Raw genomic sequence first — 20,111 nt, 5'->3', positions numbered from 1 at the left:
ACTCATTTAATATGAAGGGAGGCTTTCGAACCTTGTTAAATAAAATGAAAACAGACAATCTTAATGCATTTATTCTTTTTGGAATTATTTTATTAGTTATTGAAGTTACGTTTTTTAACGGCGGGGTTCTTTTCTCTTTTATCATCTCGTTTGGATGTATTTATATTGGCCGTAAAAAAATGCCAAGAACGTTTGGAAAAGTCCTGTTTTGGTTTGGATGGATTAGTTTAGCATTTACGATATTAGGTATGATGACAGTCAAATTTTTAATTCTCGCAGCTCTAATCTATCTACTCATTCAATTTTTTCAATCAAAGAAAAAACCACATTATATTAAACCTGATATAAAAGAAACGGAAAAAACATCACAACAGGAACCGATTATAAAGCGCCAACCTTTGTTTCAAAACATCATTTTTGGCGGGCAAAAAACACCCGAGTATGTCTATGAATGGAATGATGTGAACATCCAATCAGGAATTGGCGATACCATTATCGATTTAAGCTACACGGTTCTTCCTAAAGGTGAGTCGGTTATTTTTATTCGCAATGTGATTGGAAATGTTCAAGTTTTTGTTCCATATGAGGTAGAAGTGAAGGTGCATCACTCTGTTCTTTACGGAGCAACAACGATTTTTGAAAATCACGACAATAAAACCGTCAACCAAACACTGCATTACCATACTGAACAATACGATTACGCTGAACATAAGCTTAAAATAGTAACTTCAATTGGGGTTGGAGATCTTGAGGTGAAACGAGCATGAGTACCATAAAAAGACAAATGATTGTTGGTATTTGTGTCTCGGTGACTTTATTTGTACTAGCTCATGTCATTGTGTTTATGGCATTTCCATTAGCAAATTGGGGTTCTCTTTGGCAAACAGAGTTCATGGACCTTCCCTATATTATCCTTGCGATAAGCTTTAGCTTAATAGGCGGGCTTGTTTTTGGCATTATGTCAGGAGTTTTATGGAGAAAACAATTGCTTTCCGTGTCTGACGCGATTTATCAGATTGAACAGGGAAGGGCGATACCGGAAATCCCTGAAAACCAAACAATTGAAATAAGCACAATATGGGAGCGGATTAAAAAGGTTCAAGCTCATATTGCAGAACAAACGAAGCTTTCCCAAAAACTTGCAAATGAAAAAGCGGAAGACCAAGAAAAACGTATTCAAAAGATTGTTTCTGAGGAGCGTAATCGGTTAGCGAGAGAACTCCATGATTCCGTTAGTCAACAGCTTTTTGCGGCTTCGATGATGATGTCCGCAATCAATGAGTCGAGGCCACGAACAGATGCACGTGAGGCAAAACAATTTAAGCTAGTTGAGGAAATGATTCATCAATCTCAATTAGAAATGCGTGCACTTTTGCTTCATTTACGTCCAGTCGCATTAAAAGGAAAGACGCTTCAGGAAGGCATTCAAGAACTTATAGTTGAACTTGCACAAAAAGTACCAGTCACAATCGAAAAAAAGATTGAGGATTTTCGAATTGATAAAGGGGTCGAGGACCATTTATTCCGCATCCTTCAAGAGTCACTTTCAAATACCCTCCGCCATGCAAAAGCAAATCAGTTAGAAGTCCTGTTAATTAAAAGAGATCATTTTATTATTTTACGAATTGTCGATGATGGAATTGGATTTGATGTCGAACAGGCAAAGACAGGATCCTACGGGCTCCAAAATATGTATGAACGCGCAGTTGAAATTGGTGGCACGATGCGCATCGTTAGCATCAAAGAAAAAGGAACACGTATTGAAGTGAAAGTACCATTATTAGAGGGTGAAGAAAATGATTAAGGTATTATTTGTCGATGATCATGAGATGGTAAGGATAGGGGTCTCTTCTTATTTATCTGCACAGCCAGATATTGAAGTAATTGGGGAAGCTGATGATGGAAAAAAAGCGGTCGAATTAGCGTTAGAACTTAGACCTGATATTATTCTCATGGATTTAGTAATGAAGGAAATGGACGGCATCGAAGCAACAAGAAGAATCATCGAGAGTTGGCCAGAGGCAAAAATTATTATTGTGACAAGCTTTATTGATGATGAAAAAGTGTATCCGGCACTTGAAGCGGGTGCCACAAGCTATATGTTGAAAACCTCAAAGGCAAGTGAAATTGCTGAAGCTGTCAGAAAAACGTATCACGGACAATCAGTACTTGAACCAGAGGTTACAGGGAAAATGATGGTTCGAATGAGGCAAAAGGATACACATCTTCCTCATGAAGAATTAACAAACCGCGAAATGGAAATATTATTACTTATTGCTGACGGCAAAACAAATCAAGAAATTGCCGACGAGCTATTTATTGCTCTAAAAACGGTAAAAGTACATGTCAGTAACATTTTAAGTAAACTTGAGGTTCAAGATCGAACACAAGCAGTCATATATGCATTTAAACATTCTCTTGTAAAATAACATAAAATTCGACAAAAAACACAGATTTCAACCTGTGTTTTTTTTATTGGCAAATGATAAAATAAAACTTTTTACCCTATATAGTCCAAAAGTCCCGTTTTGTAATTGCCATATTTTATAAGGTTTAGGAATAATTTTATACCTAATTAACTATTCAGTTTGTAGTATATATGGTTTATAATGAAAAAGTCGATTATTGACGAATTACGTCTGTGACTTTTGTACCTTTTTTGTAATAATTAAAGGTTATTTGCATATATATCTAGAATTATAAGAGAAAATGGAGAAAAAGAGATGCGAAAAATGATAAGCAAATCTACTATTCTTAGTACTGAAGAAAAAGGTACATTAAAGTGGTTTTTGAGTCTTTTTTATTTAATAATGGTAGTTTATGACGTGTTTTATTATTTTATTTATCCAAAGTTTATCACCAATAAACCTGTCGGGCTACCAAGCGAATTTGGCTATGTATTGTACTTAATTATGTTTGCTTTAATTCCCGTAGCAATCTATCTAAGCAAAAAAGACAAACATTATCTAGTAAAATATGTTGTAGTGTTAACTTATTTGGTTCTATCAATTTTTAATGATGTTTCATTTTATCTAAATAGTGAACATGAATATAAAAGTGGTAATATTGCAGAAATGTTTGTTATTTTGTTTTCCCCAATTTTCATTAGCAAACGATTCTATTATGTTGTCACTATTGGTGCATTGAGTAGATATTTAATAACCGGAGCAGTCCTTCAAGAAACAGAAGTATTTTTCCTAATGCTACTTACCACAGTATTTGCAGTTATAGCACTTATCTTTTTATTTAGATTTCAATCATATGTAAATGCAGTTAAAACATCCTATGATGAACAGTTGGAAGGAATGGTTAAGGGAGTAATAGCTGCGCTAGAATTAAAAGATCCATATACTAGAGGTCATAGTGAAAGGGTTGCAAGTTACGCATTATCCCTTGCAAAAGAAGTAAAACAGTTTTCAAATGATGAGTTAACGGCATTTAACTATGCTTGTTTACTACATGATATTGGTAAGGTAAATATTCCTGACCAAATCTTGATGAAACCTTCTAAACTAACAAATGAAGAATTTGAGGTTATTAAAACACATCCAGTTGTAGGTGCAGAAGCAGTAAAGAATATTGAAGGATTAAAGGGAAACATTTGTGTCATTCGATCACATCATGAACGATGGGATGGAAAGGGTTATCCCGATAATTTACAGGGTGAAGATATCCCATTGCTCGCTAGAATTGTAGCAATTGCGGATGCATTTGATGCAATGACTTCTTCTCGATCATATCGAAGTGCTCTTCCCGCTGAAGAAGCATTTAAAAGAATTATCGAAGGACAAGGAACCCAATTTGATCCAATTCTTGTAGAAGAATTTAAAAAGGTTTTTCCATCGTGGGCATTAGTTACTAAAAACCATGATGCTAGATGATACATTCAATAAATTCCATAGAAAGGAGGCGATAGTATGAAAATCAGAAAGCTTAAAAAAATTAAAACAACTTGTTGGTGGTGCCCATTCACACCTAGAACATGATAATTCACAAGGGATGCTTACTTTCTAGTTTGCATCCTCTTTTTTTTAGGGCTATGATAAATAAAAAATCAAAGGTAAGATGATGTAATCTGAATATAAAACAAACATTAGGGTGAATGTATTGAAACTAACAAAAGAAACTTTACTCACACTGCATGATATAGAGGTTCGTGAGGGGTCTAAATACTATATTGTGGAAGACCTATTAACACAAGAATTCTATGAGATGCCATTAGTTTGTATTGATGCATTAGATTTAATTCAAAAAGGAATGAGATTAGGTGAAATTGAAGAAGTGTTGACTAAATCCTATCCAAATGAAGAAATCAATCTAATTGATTTTGGGGAACAACTTCTTGAATTAAATCTAGTATTATCAATCGACGGTGAGGAAATAATCCATAAACTAGAACAAAAGAAGAAGTTAGGATTTGAGTGGATTCCATCAGAACTTGGAAAAGCACTTTTCAATAAATATACACCCTACATTTATGGGGTATTATTTATTATTAATATTGGAATCTTTTCTATCCGCCCTTCGTTATTTCCGCATTATAAAGACTTATTTGTATTTGATTTATTGTCACTAAACATAATAGTATTAGGTTTTATGTCTTTGTTTCTCGTTCTTATCCATGAATTCGGTCATATATTAGCCATTCGTTCATTTAATTTACCAACAAGGTTGGATATTAGTCATCGATTATATTTGCTTGTTTTTGAAACAGACCTTTCATTGGCTTGGAAACTTCCTGCAAAGCAAAGAAACATTCTCTATTTATCGGGTGTTTGCTTTGATAATGTTGTCCTCTTTATAGCCTTGATGTTGCAATTATTTGGACCCATACATTCGCAGATGTTTTCAGGTTTAATTGGACTAATTATTTTTGATGTTGTGGTTAGAATTGTGTTCCAAGCCTGCATTTATATGAAAACGGACTTTTATTATTTATTTGAGAATGTGACAGGGACATATAACTTGATGGAAAATAGTATTCTTTCAATTAAAAACATATTTTCACGAACTAAACGAAAAAATAATGAACTTTTCCCCGGAGAAGAAAAAATAGTTGTATCGTACAGCATCTTTTATATCATTGGACTCATACTTACATTTGGTTTATTTTTCATCTACTATTTACCGCAATTATTATATATGATTATTAACATTATTCCTGGCTTTAGTAGGCCAATATCCGAACCTTATTTTTGGGATGCAATCTTGTTTACAGCTCAAATTATTACACTCTTAGGATTATTAATCTACTCGTTTTCCAAGTCCTATACTCGGATAAATGTCGAAAAATGATAAAATATGTTAAAAATGTAGTACTTTTAGTATATAATGTGTAATGAAAGAATCACTATGAATATTATTAAAGAGGGCTAGTGATGGGTATAAAAAATACATCCGCGTTACTACAACATGAGGAAAAGCGCGCGCTAAAAATATATTTAATTTCCTTTTATATTACTTTAGTTTTTTTTGATTTAATATTTTATTTTATATATAAAAGAATGAAGGTAACTCCTGGATTTAGTAATCAGCTGGGTTACGTAAATTATGCTTTTTACATTGGGTTATTAATTCTTTCCTTCTACTTGTATAAAAGTGGCAAGCAAACCTTGATAAAATATATCTACGTAATAACCTATTTTTCATTAGCTGTAATTTATGATTGTCTCGTTTTTATCGACAATCCTTCCATATATGCAAGTGGAAATGCTGCGGAATTAATTCTTGTTTTATTTTCACCGCTCTTTATTAATAAACGATTTTTTTGGATTGCGTCACTGGGATCGATGTTGCGTTATGTAATTGTTGGGGTTGTTATTCATACAACTACAGTTTTAATCCCTATTGTACTGGTTTTAATATTATCAATCGTCGCCTACATCCTATTAATTCGCTTTTCCTCATTCATCGAAGCATTAACGGAAACGCATGAGGAGCTTCGGCAAAAGGAGAAGCTTGCGTTTGTGGGCCAGATGGCAACTACGATTGGTCATGAGATTCGTAATCCTTTGGCGTCTTTGAAAGGGTTCACCCAGTTTCAGCGGGAAAAGCATCGAGAGGATGACTTTCAATATTCGATTATGGAACAAGAAATCGATCGAATTGATTCAATCCTAAATGATTTACTTGTGATTGGAAAGCCAAGGCAAATTCATGTAACGAAATGCAATTTAAAGGAACTAATTGATTATGTCGTTTCGATAACTGAGCAATCTGAACAAGGAAAAAATATCGAGATTAATCTGAAAATAGATAAGTCCTTTCCACTCATTGAATGTGATGAGAAACAAATGAAGCAAGTGTTTTTAAATCTCATTAAAAATGGGGTAGAGTCCATGACAGAGGGTGGAAGACTAACGATTGAAGGCAATCAAGGCATCAACGATACGGTATCGATTCGGATTTATGATGAAGGTTGCGGAATTCCTACGGATGTAAAGGAAAAGCTGTTCGAGCCATTTTTTACAACGAAGGATTATGGAACAGGCCTAGGTCTAATGGTATCAAAAAAAATTATCGAAGATCATCATGGGAAGATTGACATCGATAGTAAAGAAGGAAAAGGTACAAAGGTAGAGATAACATTACCAATTACTCAATGAGCCACTCTGAAAGGAGTGGTTTAATTTTTTATGTGCAACAAAAAAACAGGCCATTTGGTCCTGTTTTAACGATAAATGTTATTTCATTCTAGCCTCTGTTTTCTCAGCACCTTTGTTTTCAATCCAAAGTTTAATTTGAGTTAAAATGGAAAACACAAAGAAGAAATTCATTGCTAGAACACTGACCAAAAGATGGATGTCTCCAAAATAAATTCCGGTATAGCCTTTTAATTTAATCACAATAAAGCCCTCAAAGAGTAATAAAAAGACACTTAAAAAAGCGGCAGCCCCCGTGCGAATCATATAATGCTCCCCCTTATGTAAATAAAAAATGGATGGGTGTTGCAAATAATTATGGACATTTTGTGAACTTACTAAAATTATACACTATTTTCTTACTATACGTAAGATGAAAGCGCTAAAAAATGTTGATTCACCAAGACTATTTTTATCCTGAATATCCCATAAATTTGGTTGCGTTCCCACTATTCCTATACTATAATCAAAAATACGTCTTTTGTCGGAATAATTTGTTCTTTTCACCATGGGTTAATTGTTAATTCATGGTTTTTTTACTCTTTCTTATAAGTGTGGAGGTGATTGGATGAAAGAAAGACATGATGATTTTGAGGTTGAGGCAGAGAGGTTAGAATTCACAAAGCAGTATATGGAAGTTGTCATTCGCGCATCAGAGTCAACTGAGGAAAACTTTAGGGATAACTTAAAGAATGCTCTTGAAGGAGTAGATTTCAAAGATAGTAGTTTGAGCTATTTAAATATGTTAACGAATTCAACATTGCTTAGAAGGACCAATGAAGAAGTCCGACAATTGAAGAGAAATCAAACTAAGCCTTATTTTGCCCGAATTAATTTTCATCGGGAAGAAACGGGGAATGAGGAGATACTATATTTCGGGAAGGTATCCCTTTTTGATAAAGAAACGCAGCAACCAATCATTGTCGACTGGCGTTCACCAGTTGCGAACCTCTATTATGATGGCCGGCTTGGGGAAGTGTCATATGTGGCCGAGGGTGAGGAATACAAGGGTTACTTGTCCTTAAAACGTCAATTTATAATTGAAGATGGTGAACTAGCGGAAATTCGGGATGTTGATTTAACCACAACCGATGAGCTTCTACAAAAATCTTTATCCGAAAGTGCAAGCAATCGCCTAACAGATATTGTCTCTACGATTCAGGAAGAACAAAACAATATCATCCGTGCGGATCTTAACAAGCCAATCATCGTCCAAGGAGCAGCGGGAAGTGGAAAAACTACGATTGCCCTGCACCGAATCTCTTATTTTATTTACACCTATGCTGACTATTTTTCACCTGACCAACTCATGATTCTCGCACCAAACCGGCTTTTCATTGATTACATTTCAGAAGTACTCCCAGAACTAGGCGTGGATAATATTCTACAAACAACCTATGTGGAATTTGTAAAAAAGTGCCTTGGTAAACCGATTAAACTTACAAAGCCAGAAGGAAAGTTACTAGGCTTTATCCATGAAGAATTCAAAAACCCTGAGATGATTAAGTGGATTTCAGCTTTTAAGGGTTCGCTAGAGTATCGTGATATACTCGATCATTATGTAGAGGATATTTTAAGTTCCTTGTTGCCAAAAGAGGACTTCTTTGTTTCAAAGTTTCGTCTCTATAAGGCAAAAGATATTCACCATTTAATGACCTATGAATATCGATATCTTCCATATTATAAGCGGATTGATAAAATAAAGAAGGTGCTTCAAAACACAGTTCGTTTGGAAAAGAAAAAAATGGTCCATAAGGTCACGAAGTTTTATGATGACAAACTTGATAATGTGTTATTCAAGACAAAAATTGATCCGGAAAAACGGCGTCGCTATGTGACAAAGGCTCTCGATAAAAAGGCTGAACTCATTGAGGAAATCACGAAACAGTCCCGTACGGCAGTTAATGCTTATATAAAAAAGCTTCCACATCATGATGTTTTCTACTATTTTCAGAGGTTTGTGAATGAACGATTTTCAACATACGCATCCGGGATCCTAACCGATGACCAAATTCAATTCTTTATGGACTATCAAAAGCAACTTCAAAAATCAAAACAATATGAACTTGAGGATTTAGCGGGACTTCTTTATTTGAGAGCAAAACTATATGGAATAAAAAAAGAATTAAAGGCCCGGAATGTTGTAATCGATGAGGCACAGGATTATAGCTATTTTCAGTTAGCCGCACTAAAAACAGCACTAGAAACCGATATGTTCACGATTGTTGGGGATTTAGCCCAAGGAATTCATTCTTACAGAGGAATTAACAATTGGGCACCAGTCATAGACGAGATTTTCCCAAGAGCCACCTATAAAACTTTACAAAAAAGCTACCGGACTACAATTGAAATCATGAATGCTGCAAACCAATTGCTTGAGCTATTAAAACTAGATTTGCCAATGGTTGAGCCGGTTGTTCGTCATGGGGAGAAACCTACATTTTATCAAATTAGTGGGGGGGAGAAAGAAATCGTCCATGAAATGACAGAGGCAATTAAGACCCTTTACGATGAAAATATGAAAACGGTGGCAATTATTGGGAAGACAAATATCGAGTGTCAAAGATTAGCAAAAGCGTTTAAAAAGTACAGTGAACTTCCAGTTCAGCTGTTGAAAGAAAATGAAGAAATTAATAAGGAAGAAGTCGTAATCGTAAGCTCGCATTTATCAAAGGGTTTGGAGTTTGATGTGGTGTTGATTTACTCAAACGAGGAAAAGTTCTTTCAAGATGAAATTGATATAAAGCTTCTTTATGTATCGATGACCCGTCCATTGCACCGGTTACATTTTTGGGGCACAGACCTTACTAATTTTCTATTGGATAAAGTGGATGAAGAATTATATGGAAAAAAGACGCAAAACACAAACTGAATTGTGTTTTGCGTATGTTTATCTACGTCCAGCTCCAGCGCCTAGCCCCTCGAGGTCACAAGCCAATCTATCAAGAATGTCAAAGAACACGCCTTTTGACAGCTCGTCTTGTGCTTGTCAGACTTGCACAGGACAAGAAAGGCTACGGGAGCATAATCATCGCACGAAGAAAATGCAAAGCATTTTCGAGGAAGTGCTGACATCGACGTTCGCCACAGAACGTGGCGGTAGTTAGCCGATGTTCCTCTTCCAGGGCGCTTGCACATTTGTTTTTTAGAATACTTTTGTAGTCCAAGATTCAACATTCCACACATCTGTCACGACATCTTGATAGAATTCAGGTTCGTGGCAAATGAGAAGCATACTTCCTTTATATTCTTTAAGAGCGCGCTTTAGCTCATCCTTTGCGTCGACATCAAGGTGGTTTGTCGGCTCATCGAGAAGAAGAATGTTAGTTTCTTTGTTAATTAACTTACACAGACGTACCTTTGCTTTTTCCCCACCACTTAACACTTCAACCTTACTTTCAATATGCTTTGTCGTTAGACCACATTTTGCGAGTGCCGCACGTACTTCATATTGGTTGAATGATGGAAACTCACTCCAAATTTCTTCAATACACGTATTATAGTTTGCCTCCTTGATTTCTTGTTCAAAATACCCAATTTCTTGGTTTTCGCCAAGCTCTACTGTTCCAGAGAGAGGTTTGTTCATGCCTAGGATGCTTCGTAATAACGTCGTTTTCCCAATCCCGTTTGCGCCAACTAACGCAATCTTTTGGCCTCTTTCCATGCGTAAGTTTAGCGGCTTTGAAAGTGGGTCATCATAGCCGATGACAAGATCTTTCGTTTCAAAAATAAGCTTACTGGATGTTTTACCTGTTCGAAAATGGAATTCTGGCTTTGGCTTTTCCTTCGCAAGCTCGATGACATCCATTTTTTCAAGCTTCTTTTGACGAGACATGGCCATGTTTCGAGTCGAAACACGTGCTTTGTTTCGTGCAACAAAGTCTTTTAGTTCGGAAATTTCTTGTTGTTGCTTTTTATATGCAGCTTCAAGTTGTTGTTTTTTCACTTCATATACGTTTTGGAAATTATCATAATCCCCAACATAGCGATTCAGCTCTTGGTTCTCCATATGATAAATAAGGTTGATAACACTATTTAAAAATGGGATATCATGTGAAATTAAGATAAATGCATTTTCATATTCTTGGAGATAACGTTTTAACCAGATGATATGCTGTTCATCTAAATAGTTTGTCGGCTCGTCGAGTAAAAGAATGTCAGGCTTTTCAAGTAATAGCTTAGCAAGTAGGACCTTTGTACGCTGTCCACCACTTAAATCCTGTACATCACGCTCAAGGCCGATATCTTCAAGGCCCAATCCACGGGCGATTTCGTCTACCTTTGCATCAATCACATAAAAGTCATTATTTGTAAGGGTATCCTGAATCGTTCCAACATCTTCAAGCATTTTTTCAAGTTCTTCAGGTGTCGCGTCACCCATTTTTCCGTAAAGATCATTCATTTCCGCTTCCATATCAAATAGATATTTGAATGCACTATTTAACACATCACGGATGGTCATTCCTTTTTCTAGCACAGTATGTTGATCAAGATACCCAACACGGACATTTTTTGACCATTCAATTTTACCTGCATCAGGCTCAAGCTTCCCAGTAATGATATTCATAAAGGTTGACTTACCTTCACCATTTGCTCCAACTAACCCAATGTGTTCACCTTTCAAAAGACGAAACGAAACATCATTAAAAATCGCACGATCACCAAAACCATGGCTCACATTCGAAACCGTTAAAATACTCATCTATATACACCTTTTTCTGGGACCAGGGGGACGGTTCCTCTGGTCCCTTGTTTTCGAAAAATTAAAATAAATAGGGACCAACAGAACCGTCCCTATGGTTCACACATATACCGATTATAAACGAGAAAACAAGGGGTTGGAAAGGGAACTTTATTAGTATTGGAGTAAAAATTTTCTTTTCGTCAAATAATTTGGAGACTTGTCTCATATTTATATAGTACTGAAAATAACAGATAAGGGGCTACAGGATGAAGACATTTTTTAAAGGTGCATTGTTACTGATGATCGCAGCTTTTATAGGTGAGTGTGTTGAATTTTTAATCAATCTCGTTCTGGCAAAAGAGCTCGGTGGGCATGGAATGGGGTTATATATGACAATTTTGCCATCCATTTTTTTAGTTGTCATTTTAGCGAGTCTTGAGCTGCCTGTATCCATCTCAAAATTTATTGCTGAAAAAGAGGATAGGTACCATCGGAGTATGCTAAAACATGCCACCGTGCTAACAACCGTCTTTACAGCAATTATTATTTCGCTCGCATTTGTAATCCTTCCGGTAATTCCCGTTTTCGATGATTACCATCCATTTGTTAGATGGTTAGTCATTTTATTTATTCCAATTGTTTCGTTTTTATCGATTGCTAGGGGATACTTTATGGGGATTCAATCGATGGGCCGAATCGCGTTTGCCAATTTTCTACGTAAAGCAGTTCAATTAATCTTACTCGTGTTTATTTATCAGTTGCTAGAATTTGAAATTCATACATCAATCCTTATTGCACTATGTACACTTGTTGCAAGTGATTTAATCGTATTTGGCTATTTAGGTTTTGAATATATCGTTCATTATCGAAAACTTGGCCAAAGACCGACATCATCGTTAAGTGGAAGGGCTGTTCGGCAAAACCTACTTGCTGTTTCCTTGCCGACAACCGGAATGCGGATATTTCACGCAATTTCACATGCAGTTCAGCCATTTTTAATCAAAGCAGCTCTTTTAAAAGCAGGCATGCCTGCAGCGGTTGCAACTGAGCACTTTGGATTGATGACTGGTGTAGCATTAACAATTGGATTCTTTCCAGCGTTCATTGCTCATTCGTTACTCATCGTGTTAATACCAACTGTTTCTGAAACCTATGCTAAGAGAGATATGCCGATGTTACAAAACTTGTTAAAACAGGTTATGAGAATGACGTTCCTGTACGGAATCCCTGCCTGTGTGGTTTTTTACTATTTTGCTGAACCACTCACGCAAATTTTCTTTGAATCATCAGCAGCAACCGTATATTTGCAAATGCTATGGCCATATTTTCTATTCCATTTCTTTTTAATCCCCATGCAAGCTTATTTAATCGGATTAGGTTTGGTAAAGGATGCATTTATCCATAATGTGTGGTCAACCGTTGTTTCTTTTGCGATTATGTTCGTTTTGGGTTCACTTCAAACATTACAAATGGAAGGAATCATTATTGGCATGAATATGGGAGCTGTTTTACTAGCCTTAATGCATTACGTAACGATCTGTAGAAAAATTGGTGTATCCGTTTTTTCTACGAAGTTTTTGCATACGGCTTCATAATACAATTTGTTTGTTTAAAAAATGACCTCGTGATATAATGAGCAAGATTAATGTCTAGCTGTCATTAATCCCATTTATTATGAGTAAGCAGAAACGATGAAAAATTTAAAATGCAGTCCGTAAAGAATGGTAAATGGTAGAATATCAATAATAAGTCTAACCATGGCCTAACTTCTATTTTTTGTAGAGGTTAGGCCATTTTTTATTGCGTTTTAGGAGGATTATGAATCGCATGTCAAGAAGCATCATTATAAAACAGGAAGAATTAACACATATTAGTAGCTATGTTAGCAAACTAATAAAATCAAAATTTGGGAAGGGTCCGGAAACTTGTTATACCTCGATTTCCGATCAATATATTGTCGTCCATATCAAAAAGTTCATGACAAAAATCGAATATGAGCTTGTAATAAAAGACGATTTTGCGACTGCTGCTAAGATTCGTAAGAAAATAATGGCAGACCTTTTAGACCCAATACAGGAAACGTTAGAAGAAATGTGTGAGAAACCAATCATCGAAATATATCAAGATTGGAACTTTCGAAAAAATACCGGGGTATTACTTGCCGTGGTCAAACCAACAGAGAAAATCGAACTAGAAAATTCGCTTGAATTTATGTTCCTTCGAAATGAAATTAGCAAGCAAAGTGAGTTCTATCGATATCACCCTAATGAGATGGAGTTTACAAAGATAGGTGAAAGGATTTATATCATTAGATGTGCTGGATATATCCTTCCAATCGAAAAAATACTGATTGAAAAAGGAATGCACATCCTGGAAGAAAGAGAAAATAACATCCGAAAAAAGTACGATGCAAATATAAAACGATTTAATAAAATCATCAACAATGAAATTCGCGATATTTTTATGATTTGGAATTACGAAACCGATGAAAGTTATAAAATCTTTTATTGTTAGTGAGGTTGGTCTAATAATTCCCACCAAAATAGACAAACTATATGGTAAACATGGAAATGAAAGGGAAACGATGCTACAATAATAAAGGCTGATGAATATGAGGTCATTAGTTATTGTGGAGAATTCCCTAAAGGTGGGAATGACTTGAATTTACAAGAAAAATTAAAATACATAAGCAGTTACACAAGTAAGCTTCTTCGAAGTAAATTTGGACGAGGACCTGAATCGTGTTTTGCAGGTACGGCGGACCATTTCTTAGTCCTACATATTCGTGGCTTTGTCTCACCAATGGAAGAGGTTCTTTTACAAGAGAATCAGCATATTCAGGTGGACCGTGCAAGGGATGTTGTGATCAAAAGCATTTTAGCGGAATTAAAAGGTGTATTCCAGGTGACTCTTGAAACTGAGGTAAAGGTCTTTTCTCATGATTGGAACTTTCCTAATAACACGGGCGTCATTATTGCAGAATTAGATCAAACATTAGTTCCCATGGAAAAGAATGAAGAAGTCAATTTTTTACTGCTTGAATCTGAAGTCGAACGAATTAGCTGTCTTGTTGAAAAAACACCTGAGGAAACGTTGAGTTTTCAGATTACTCCAAAGATTTTTATTGTAAAGCGCGAAGGGATTTTGGTTCCGATTGAAAAGGCATTAATCGAAGCAGGCTTTGAGAAGGAACTCCATTTTACAAAGGATGAACTTGAAAAAAGTTACTTCCATCGTCATGGGAAATTTGACCAAGTTTTTCATAGATCAGTTACCGATATATTTATTGATTGGAATTTTAAGAATGATAACAGCTTAATTTGTTTTATTTTAAAATAAAGATGGTAAATGCGAGGATGTCTTTTGGGCAAGCCTTCGTCATGGCCTAACTTCAATTCTGAGGTTAGGCTTTTTCTTTTTTAGTAAATATAGAGAGAAAAGGTTGGAGAGAAATGGGAATTAGAAGATGGAAAGCGTTAAATTTTCAATTTTTCTATGTTGTGTGATTTTGTTCTTGGGTCAGATCTTTTATGCCGGATTCATGAACCGTTGGGAACCTTATCTTTTAATAATTGCACTCATCGCTTCACTACTATCCATCTATGAATCACGCAAAAATCGAGAGTTTCGCTTTTTGGTGGAAAATTCACCATATGCGATTTTGCTTAAGCGGGCTGGGAAAATCGTTTATATCAATGATACGGGGAAATATCTTATTGGTGCCGATAATGAGAAGTCGGTTATTGGGCATTCACTGAAAGATTTTATTCAATATGAACCTGGAAAATCGACTAGGAAAATTGAAAAAGGACATAAGTTTAAAAAAATTACGGAGGGAAAAATTGACCACCCTACTTTAGGTGAAATGGATGTCGAAATAAAATTGATGCCAATTACTTTTCAAGGGGAAAGTTGTGAATATATCGTCGTTAGGGACATAACAGAGGTAAAAAAGGGTGAGGAGTTCATTCAACAATCGGATAAGCTTACGATGGTAGGGGAAATGGCAGCTGGCATCGCGCACGAAATTCGAAATCCACTCACTAGCTTAAAAGGGTTTGTGCAACTTTTGCAGGCAGAGAAAACAAACGCCTATTCCGAGATTATGGTATCTGAAATTGACCGGATTAATACGATTGTTGATGAGATGCTGTTGCTCGCAAAGCCCAAAAAGCTACAATTACGAAAACAAAAAATCACAAATGTGCTGAATGAGGTTGTGTTTTTGTTAGACACCCAGGCAATTCTCCACAATATCCAGATTAAGACATCCTATCATGATTTGAAAGGCGTGTTCATTCATTGTGAGGAGAACAAGCTGAAACAAGTTTTCATCAATATCTTGAAAAATAGTATTGAAGCGATTGAAGATGGGGGACTCATCGATATTTCAGTATATTCAAAAGGAGGCAATGCAATGATTCATATTGCTGACAATGGCTCCGGAATACCGGCGGATAAGCTTCCAAGGATTGGTAGGGCCTTCTATACCACAAAGGAAAAAGGGACCGGACTCGGTCTCATGATTTGCCAAACCATCATCCAAGAACACGGCGGTCAAATGGCAATCAATAGTGTCGAAAACGAGGGAACAACCGTTGAAATTTCATTGCCTATCATAGAAGAGGGTCTTCATATCATATGAAGACCTTTTTGCTTTAGGAGAATAGTTGAAGGTCCTTCATTATGGATGATGAAGGACCAAAATTGAGTTGCGCCTGAGCGAAATTCGGGGTAGTAAAGAATATCAAGTTGCTAGAGCTCAAGCACAAGTTTATATCGAGAGAATGTAAAACCGAACGCGACCATAGCCCGAACTGATAGTCTTTCCTCCAGCTTATTCATCAGCTATTTCTGCCTTTACAACTTTTAGCCCGCCACTTTGACCGTTCTCGGCGATATGCTTCAATATCGATAGTTTATTATTCCAGAACTGATCGAAATACGCGAGCCATTCATGCAACTCTGAAAATGATTCGGGTTGGAGGCGATAGCGTTTTTCCCTTCCTACCTTTTTCCCACTCACTAGATTTGCTTCGGAAAGGATATGAAGATGCTTTGCCACAGCCGTTCGGCTCATTGAAAAATGGCTAGTAATTTCCGAAATAGGAAGTTCCTTTTTGGAGAGTAACCTTAGTACTTCTCTGCGTGTTGGGTCTGCGATTGCTTGAAACACGTCATATTTTTGAGCAGACTCTGCCACTAATTTGTCGCCACCTGACGTAGTTTTTGCACAATACCAGCCCAACCACCATTCATTGTTTCACGAACTTCTGCAGCAGTTCGATTTGCTTTTCCAATGACTTCTTCAGAATCTTTCCAGCCGCCATGAATGAGGGTAAACTCTGTTTTCCCATCGACTTCTTTCAAAAGAAACTCAACAAACCAGCCTTCTGTGTCCCAAGAAAATGTTAGGCGGTGAGGTGGTTCAACCTCTAATACCTTACATGGAGAAGGACCAAATGGAGATTGAATATGAAATTCGTGACCTTCCTTTGCAACTAAATCATTTGGCATAAACCATGTGCCGATGGCTTCGCCGGTTGATACAAGATTCCATACGTTTTGAATAGGTGCTTCAATTAAAATAGTTTGTTTTATATCAGGTACTTTTGCCATAATTGATTCTCCTTTTAAAATAAATGTGAAACCATTTGGTTCTGTATTTTATTATATGAAACCAAAAGGTGTTATGTCAAGGGTGTTATACTAAAATAGTATGATCATTTAAAATGGAAAAACCTGTGGTTAATTTTGGTAGGTTTGTAAGCAAGAATCATAAGAGTTCTATTGAAAGTGAAAAAAAATAGGAGTATGCTAGATTATGTATTTATTGTTTAGTTATTTTACGATATTAATTGAGGGGGGAATTACCCTATGGATATGCTAACGATTCTTGGACTAGCTATCTCTTCAGGAGCTACAATTGCGTTATTAAAAATCATTGCAATTGATATTATTTTATCTGGAGACAACGCTGTTGTGATTGCAATGGCAACAAGAAACCTTCCGAAAGATCAGCAAAACAAAGCAATCTTTTGGGGAACAGCCGGAGCTGTAATTTTACGTATTTTATTTGCAGCCGTCATTGTTTACTTATTAAAAATTCCATTTGTGAATGTAATTGGTGGATTATTACTTCTTTTCATTGCCTACAAGGTATTAGTTGAAGATGAGGGTGAAGCACATGTGAAATCTTCAACTGGTATAATGGCAGCAATTGGTACCATTATTATGGCAGATGCTGTTATGAGTCTTGATAATGTCGTTGCGGTTGCAGGTGCTGCCGATGGCCACATTGGTATGATTGCACTTGGTGTTTTAATTAGTATTCCAATTATGATTTTCGGTTCTAAATTTATTGTAAAAGCCATGAATAAATATGCTTGGATCGCTTATGTTGGAGCAGGTATTCTTGCTTGGACAGCAGGAGAAATGGTATTTAAAGACGAGGGCTTAACAAACTTCCTTCATATCGAACATGGACCAGTGACATATTTCATAGCTGCTGTAATAACAATTCTTGTACTAACGCTAGGCTACGTGAAAAATAAAAAAATCGCAGCAAAAAAACAAAAACTACAACAAACCGCATAATAAAATGCTGAGGCCAAATCGATCACCGATTTGGCCTTTCCTTTTACATAATTGACATAATCAAAGCCAAAGCTAATAGGGACCACAGGGACGGTTCTTGTGGTTCCTTTTGTCAAATAAATCAGGGGCCACAGGGACGGTTCTTGCGGCCCCTTTTATCAATAAATCAGATTATTGGGGCCGAGAGAACCGTCCCCCTGGTTCCCTTGGTTCAAGAAGGAAGGTTTTTGGATGTCGTCGTCAATCGTTAAGGATGCGTTTAAAATTAATAGGACGCCGTTTCCGATGCGAAGGGCGATTGGAGCGGCCATTAGTTCCTCGGTTCCCATCATTATTGGAATTTTGCTAGGGCACTTTCAATATGGGCTATTGGCGGGAATTGGTGGATTCTCTTATTTGTATGTTTTCAATGATCCGTATAAACATCGTGCAAAAAAGGTGTTTTTCGTAATGCTTGGATTGGCAACATCAATGGGGCTAGGCACCCTAACTGCGGATTCTCCCTTTTTATTTGCGCTTATTTTAGGATTAATTGGTGGAATTGGTACGTTCATTTTTGGTGCTTTAAAAATTAGAGGTCCTGCGTCAATCTTTTTCGTCATTATTTTTGCAATGACGTCTGCCATGGAAATTGATCCAAATGCTGCCTTACAACGTGCATCTTTTGTGTTTTTTGGGGGAGTTGTCTCTTGGATTGTCGCGATGATTGGGTGGTTTTCAGATCCATATAAACCAGAGAAAAAAGTAATACACAGAATTTATGTAGAATTAACGAAATTAGCAGGAGCCATTGGGACTTCCCAATTTGATGAGATGAAAGAAAGTACTTTGTTTTCGTTGAGGGAGGTTGAAACAACACTTTCCTCTGGCTATATTTCGTGGCGAAGTTCAGACTCTTTTAAACGGTTATACATATTGAAAGACATTTCTCATTTCATATGGGGAGATATTTTGGAAATTGAGTCTCGTGGAAAAACAAAAATCGCACCTGAAATACTTGATTTACTAAAACAAATCACACAAGCACTACCTAAAAAAAGTCTGATGAATGAAATAGAGGTTCCAGATGTAACACTAGAAGGGATAGAACGGAATCTGTTTAATAAGATAGTCGGAGTAGTTGATGTGATACAAGAGTACGTACCGGTTGACGACCAGGAGATTCCTTTTATAAAGCATTCGGTTGCAAAACAATTTTTGGATGCTTTTGATAAAAACTCACTAGTCTTTTTAACATCACTGCGCTATGCAGTTGTGCTCGGTATCTCTGCCATCATTGCGTTTTCTTTCAATTTTGAGCGTTCCTACTGGATTCCGGTGTCATGTGGATCGGTTATGCTCGGTTCCACAATTATCAGTACATTTCATCGTTCCATACAGAGGTCAATTGGCACACTGGTTGGTATCTTTGTTGCAGGTATAATTCTTTCACTGGGTCCGGCACCAATCATTGTTGCACTTTTGATCGCCATCTTTAACTTTTTTACGGAATCTTTGATGGTACGGAACTATGCACTTGCTGTTTCCTTTATTACACCGAATGCAATATTAATTGCTGAAAGCACAACAAGACTAAACGATTTACCCTATTTTGCAGCTGCCCGGATCACCGATGTCGTCATCGGATGTATCATTGGGATAGTAGGGGTGCTGTTTGTAGGGCGTCAAACTGCTTCAAGCCGAATTCCTCATTTGATGTCCAAGACCATTCGTAGCCAAGCACAGTTATTTTATAAAATCTTTTCAAGTAACAGTGCAACTATCGATGACAGACATCTTAAAAATAAAATGAGGACAAATTTAAATAATTTACGTACCGTTTACGGAGCAGCGCTAGGAGAAATACCCAATAATATTGCTTCACTAAGCCTCTTGTCACCTGTACTATTTTCAATGGAACAGCTTGGCTATTTTCTTGAAGCGGGAGCTAGGAATCACACATTAACAAAAGGGGAGATTGGGCAATTTTTATACATTTTCGAAACAATCGCCCAATCCGTAGAACAACACCATTTGCTCGAGAACTTCAACATACCCGAAATTCCAAACCACGCCCGAATCCAAGAACAAATTGATACATTACTAGAAGCACTGATCACATACCTGAAAAAACGGAACCATAGGGACGGTTCTTGTGGTTCCTTTATGTCAAATAATTCTGATTAAAGGGGACCAAGAGAACCGTCCCC

17 protein-coding genes are annotated in these 20,111 nt (G+C 36.6%); 13 read left to right on the top strand and 4 right to left on the bottom strand.

Going from position 1 to position 20,111, the window contains the following annotated elements:
• Positions 1-32: 32 nt before the first annotated feature.
• From liaF to BTHG_RS16410, 6 genes are all read left to right on the top strand, one after another.
• A complete protein-coding gene (gene liaF, locus BTHG_RS16435) occupies positions 33-767 on the top strand; it encodes a cell wall-active antibiotics response protein LiaF (protein WP_010677826.1) in 735 nt (244 codons plus the stop codon).
• Entirely contained in the window at positions 764-1,804 is a 1,041-nt protein-coding gene (locus BTHG_RS16430) for a sensor histidine kinase (protein WP_010677825.1), read from the top strand. The genes liaF and BTHG_RS16430 overlap by 4 nt, the downstream gene beginning before the upstream one ends.
• Positions 1,797-2,429, top strand: coding sequence for a response regulator (locus BTHG_RS16425; protein WP_010677824.1), 633 nt, complete (start codon positions 1,797-1,799; stop codon positions 2,427-2,429). The genes BTHG_RS16430 and BTHG_RS16425 overlap by 8 nt, the downstream gene beginning before the upstream one ends.
• 294 nt (positions 2,430-2,723) lie before the next feature.
• The gene (locus tag BTHG_RS16420) at positions 2,724-3,881 is read left to right on the top strand and encodes an HD-GYP domain-containing protein (RefSeq protein ID WP_010677823.1); all 1,158 of its coding nucleotides are present in this window, start codon (positions 2,724-2,726) and stop codon (positions 3,879-3,881) included.
• Positions 3,882-4,107: 226 nt separating this feature from the next.
• Positions 4,108-5,295 (top strand): hypothetical protein, encoded by a 1,188-nt coding sequence (locus BTHG_RS16415; RefSeq protein ID WP_010677822.1) that lies wholly within the window; start codon positions 4,108-4,110, stop codon positions 5,293-5,295.
• Between the two features lie 83 nt (positions 5,296-5,378).
• On the top strand, positions 5,379-6,605 hold the full coding sequence (locus BTHG_RS16410) for an ATP-binding protein (protein ID WP_010677821.1): 1,227 nt from the start codon (positions 5,379-5,381) through the stop codon (positions 6,603-6,605).
• 78 nt (positions 6,606-6,683) lie between these two features.
• On the opposite strand, the gene BTHG_RS16405 is transcribed toward BTHG_RS16410, so the two are convergent.
• A complete protein-coding gene (locus tag BTHG_RS16405) occupies positions 6,684-6,908 on the bottom strand; it encodes a hypothetical protein (protein ID WP_010677820.1) in 225 nt (74 codons plus the stop codon).
• A 301-nt stretch (positions 6,909-7,209) separates the two neighbouring features.
• On the opposite strand from BTHG_RS16405, the gene helD reads away from it, so the two are divergent.
• Positions 7,210-9,513 carry an RNA polymerase recycling motor HelD gene (gene helD, locus BTHG_RS16400; RefSeq protein ID WP_010677819.1) on the top strand — a complete coding sequence of 768 codons (2,304 nt, stop codon included), beginning with the start codon at positions 7,210-7,212 and terminating at the stop codon, positions 9,511-9,513.
• A 273-nt stretch (positions 9,514-9,786) separates the two neighbouring features.
• Here helD and BTHG_RS16395 read toward each other — a convergent pair whose 3' ends face one another.
• The gene (locus BTHG_RS16395) at positions 9,787-11,343 is read right to left on the bottom strand and encodes an ABC-F family ATP-binding cassette domain-containing protein (protein WP_010677818.1); all 1,557 of its coding nucleotides are present in this window, start codon (positions 11,341-11,343) and stop codon (positions 9,787-9,789) included.
• A gap of 248 nt (positions 11,344-11,591) precedes the next feature.
• Between BTHG_RS16395 and BTHG_RS16390 the strand changes: the two genes are divergently transcribed.
• The 4 genes from BTHG_RS16390 to BTHG_RS25185 all read left to right on the top strand — a co-directional run bounded on the left by BTHG_RS16390 (position 11,592) and on the right by BTHG_RS25185 (position 15,970).
• Positions 11,592-12,920: a polysaccharide biosynthesis protein gene (locus BTHG_RS16390; protein ID WP_010677817.1), complete on the top strand. Its 1,329-nt coding sequence runs from the start codon at positions 11,592-11,594 to the stop codon at positions 12,918-12,920.
• Between the two features lie 232 nt (positions 12,921-13,152).
• The gene (locus BTHG_RS16385; protein WP_010677816.1) at positions 13,153-13,839 is read left to right on the top strand and encodes a Na-translocating system protein MpsC family protein; all 687 of its coding nucleotides are present in this window, start codon (positions 13,153-13,155) and stop codon (positions 13,837-13,839) included.
• Between the two features lie 144 nt (positions 13,840-13,983).
• Positions 13,984-14,664 (top strand): Na-translocating system protein MpsC family protein, encoded by a 681-nt coding sequence (locus BTHG_RS16380; RefSeq protein ID WP_010677815.1) that lies wholly within the window; start codon positions 13,984-13,986, stop codon positions 14,662-14,664.
• Positions 14,665-14,839: 175 nt separating this feature from the next.
• Positions 14,840-15,970 (top strand): ATP-binding protein, encoded by a 1,131-nt coding sequence (locus BTHG_RS25185; RefSeq protein WP_198420977.1) that lies wholly within the window; start codon positions 14,840-14,842, stop codon positions 15,968-15,970.
• 192 nt (positions 15,971-16,162) lie between these two features.
• Here the strand turns inward: BTHG_RS25185 and BTHG_RS16370 are convergent, their stop codons facing one another.
• Both BTHG_RS16370 and BTHG_RS16365 read right to left on the bottom strand, forming a co-directional pair.
• Positions 16,163-16,528 (bottom strand): ArsR/SmtB family transcription factor, encoded by a 366-nt coding sequence (locus BTHG_RS16370; RefSeq protein ID WP_010677813.1) that lies wholly within the window; start codon positions 16,526-16,528, stop codon positions 16,163-16,165.
• A complete protein-coding gene (locus tag BTHG_RS16365; protein WP_010677812.1) occupies positions 16,528-16,944 on the bottom strand; it encodes an SRPBCC family protein in 417 nt (138 codons plus the stop codon). Before BTHG_RS16365 ends, BTHG_RS16370 begins: the two co-directional genes overlap by 1 nt.
• A 258-nt stretch (positions 16,945-17,202) precedes the next feature.
• Here BTHG_RS16365 and BTHG_RS16360 point away from each other — a divergent pair, with 258 nt between their 5' ends.
• Positions 17,203-17,922, top strand: coding sequence for a TerC family protein (locus BTHG_RS16360; protein ID WP_010677811.1), 720 nt, complete (start codon positions 17,203-17,205; stop codon positions 17,920-17,922).
• A 231-nt stretch (positions 17,923-18,153) separates the two neighbouring features.
• Positions 18,154-20,088, top strand: a complete 1,935-nt coding sequence (locus tag BTHG_RS16355) for an FUSC family protein (RefSeq protein ID WP_010677810.1) — start codon at positions 18,154-18,156, stop codon at positions 20,086-20,088.
• Positions 20,089-20,111: the final 23 nt, after the last annotated feature.

It is taken from the genome of Bacillus timonensis, assembly GCF_000285535.1.
GTDB classification, from domain to species: Bacteria; Bacillota; Bacilli; order Bacillales; family Bacillaceae_L; genus Ferdinandcohnia; species Ferdinandcohnia timonensis.
The sequence above is the reverse complement of the archived record's forward strand: the minus strand, read 5'-3'. Positions and strand labels throughout refer to the sequence as shown.

Coding starts and splice junctions, on each gene's coding strand:
- BTHG_RS16420 (WP_010677823.1), top strand. CDS start 2,724: ATGCGAAAAATGATAAGCAAATCTACTATTCTTAGTACTGAAGAAAAA.
- BTHG_RS16360 (WP_010677811.1), top strand. CDS start 17,203: ATGGATATGCTAACGATTCTTGGACTAGCTATCTCTTCAGGAGCTACA.
- BTHG_RS16405 (WP_010677820.1), bottom strand. CDS start 6,908: ATGATTCGCACGGGGGCTGCCGCTTTTTTAAGTGTCTTTTTATTACTC.
- BTHG_RS16385 (WP_010677816.1), top strand. CDS start 13,153: ATGTCAAGAAGCATCATTATAAAACAGGAAGAATTAACACATATTAGT.
- helD (WP_010677819.1), top strand. CDS start 7,210: ATGAAAGAAAGACATGATGATTTTGAGGTTGAGGCAGAGAGGTTAGAA.
- BTHG_RS16410 (WP_010677821.1), top strand. CDS start 5,379: ATGGGTATAAAAAATACATCCGCGTTACTACAACATGAGGAAAAGCGC.
- BTHG_RS16365 (WP_010677812.1), bottom strand. CDS start 16,944: ATGGCAAAAGTACCTGATATAAAACAAACTATTTTAATTGAAGCACCT.
- BTHG_RS16390 (WP_010677817.1), top strand. CDS start 11,592: ATGAAGACATTTTTTAAAGGTGCATTGTTACTGATGATCGCAGCTTTT.
- BTHG_RS16425 (WP_010677824.1), top strand. CDS start 1,797: ATGATTAAGGTATTATTTGTCGATGATCATGAGATGGTAAGGATAGGG.
- BTHG_RS16355 (WP_010677810.1), top strand. CDS start 18,154: ATGTCGTCGTCAATCGTTAAGGATGCGTTTAAAATTAATAGGACGCCG.
- BTHG_RS16395 (WP_010677818.1), bottom strand. CDS start 11,343: ATGAGTATTTTAACGGTTTCGAATGTGAGCCATGGTTTTGGTGATCGT.
- BTHG_RS16430 (WP_010677825.1), top strand. CDS start 764: ATGAGTACCATAAAAAGACAAATGATTGTTGGTATTTGTGTCTCGGTG.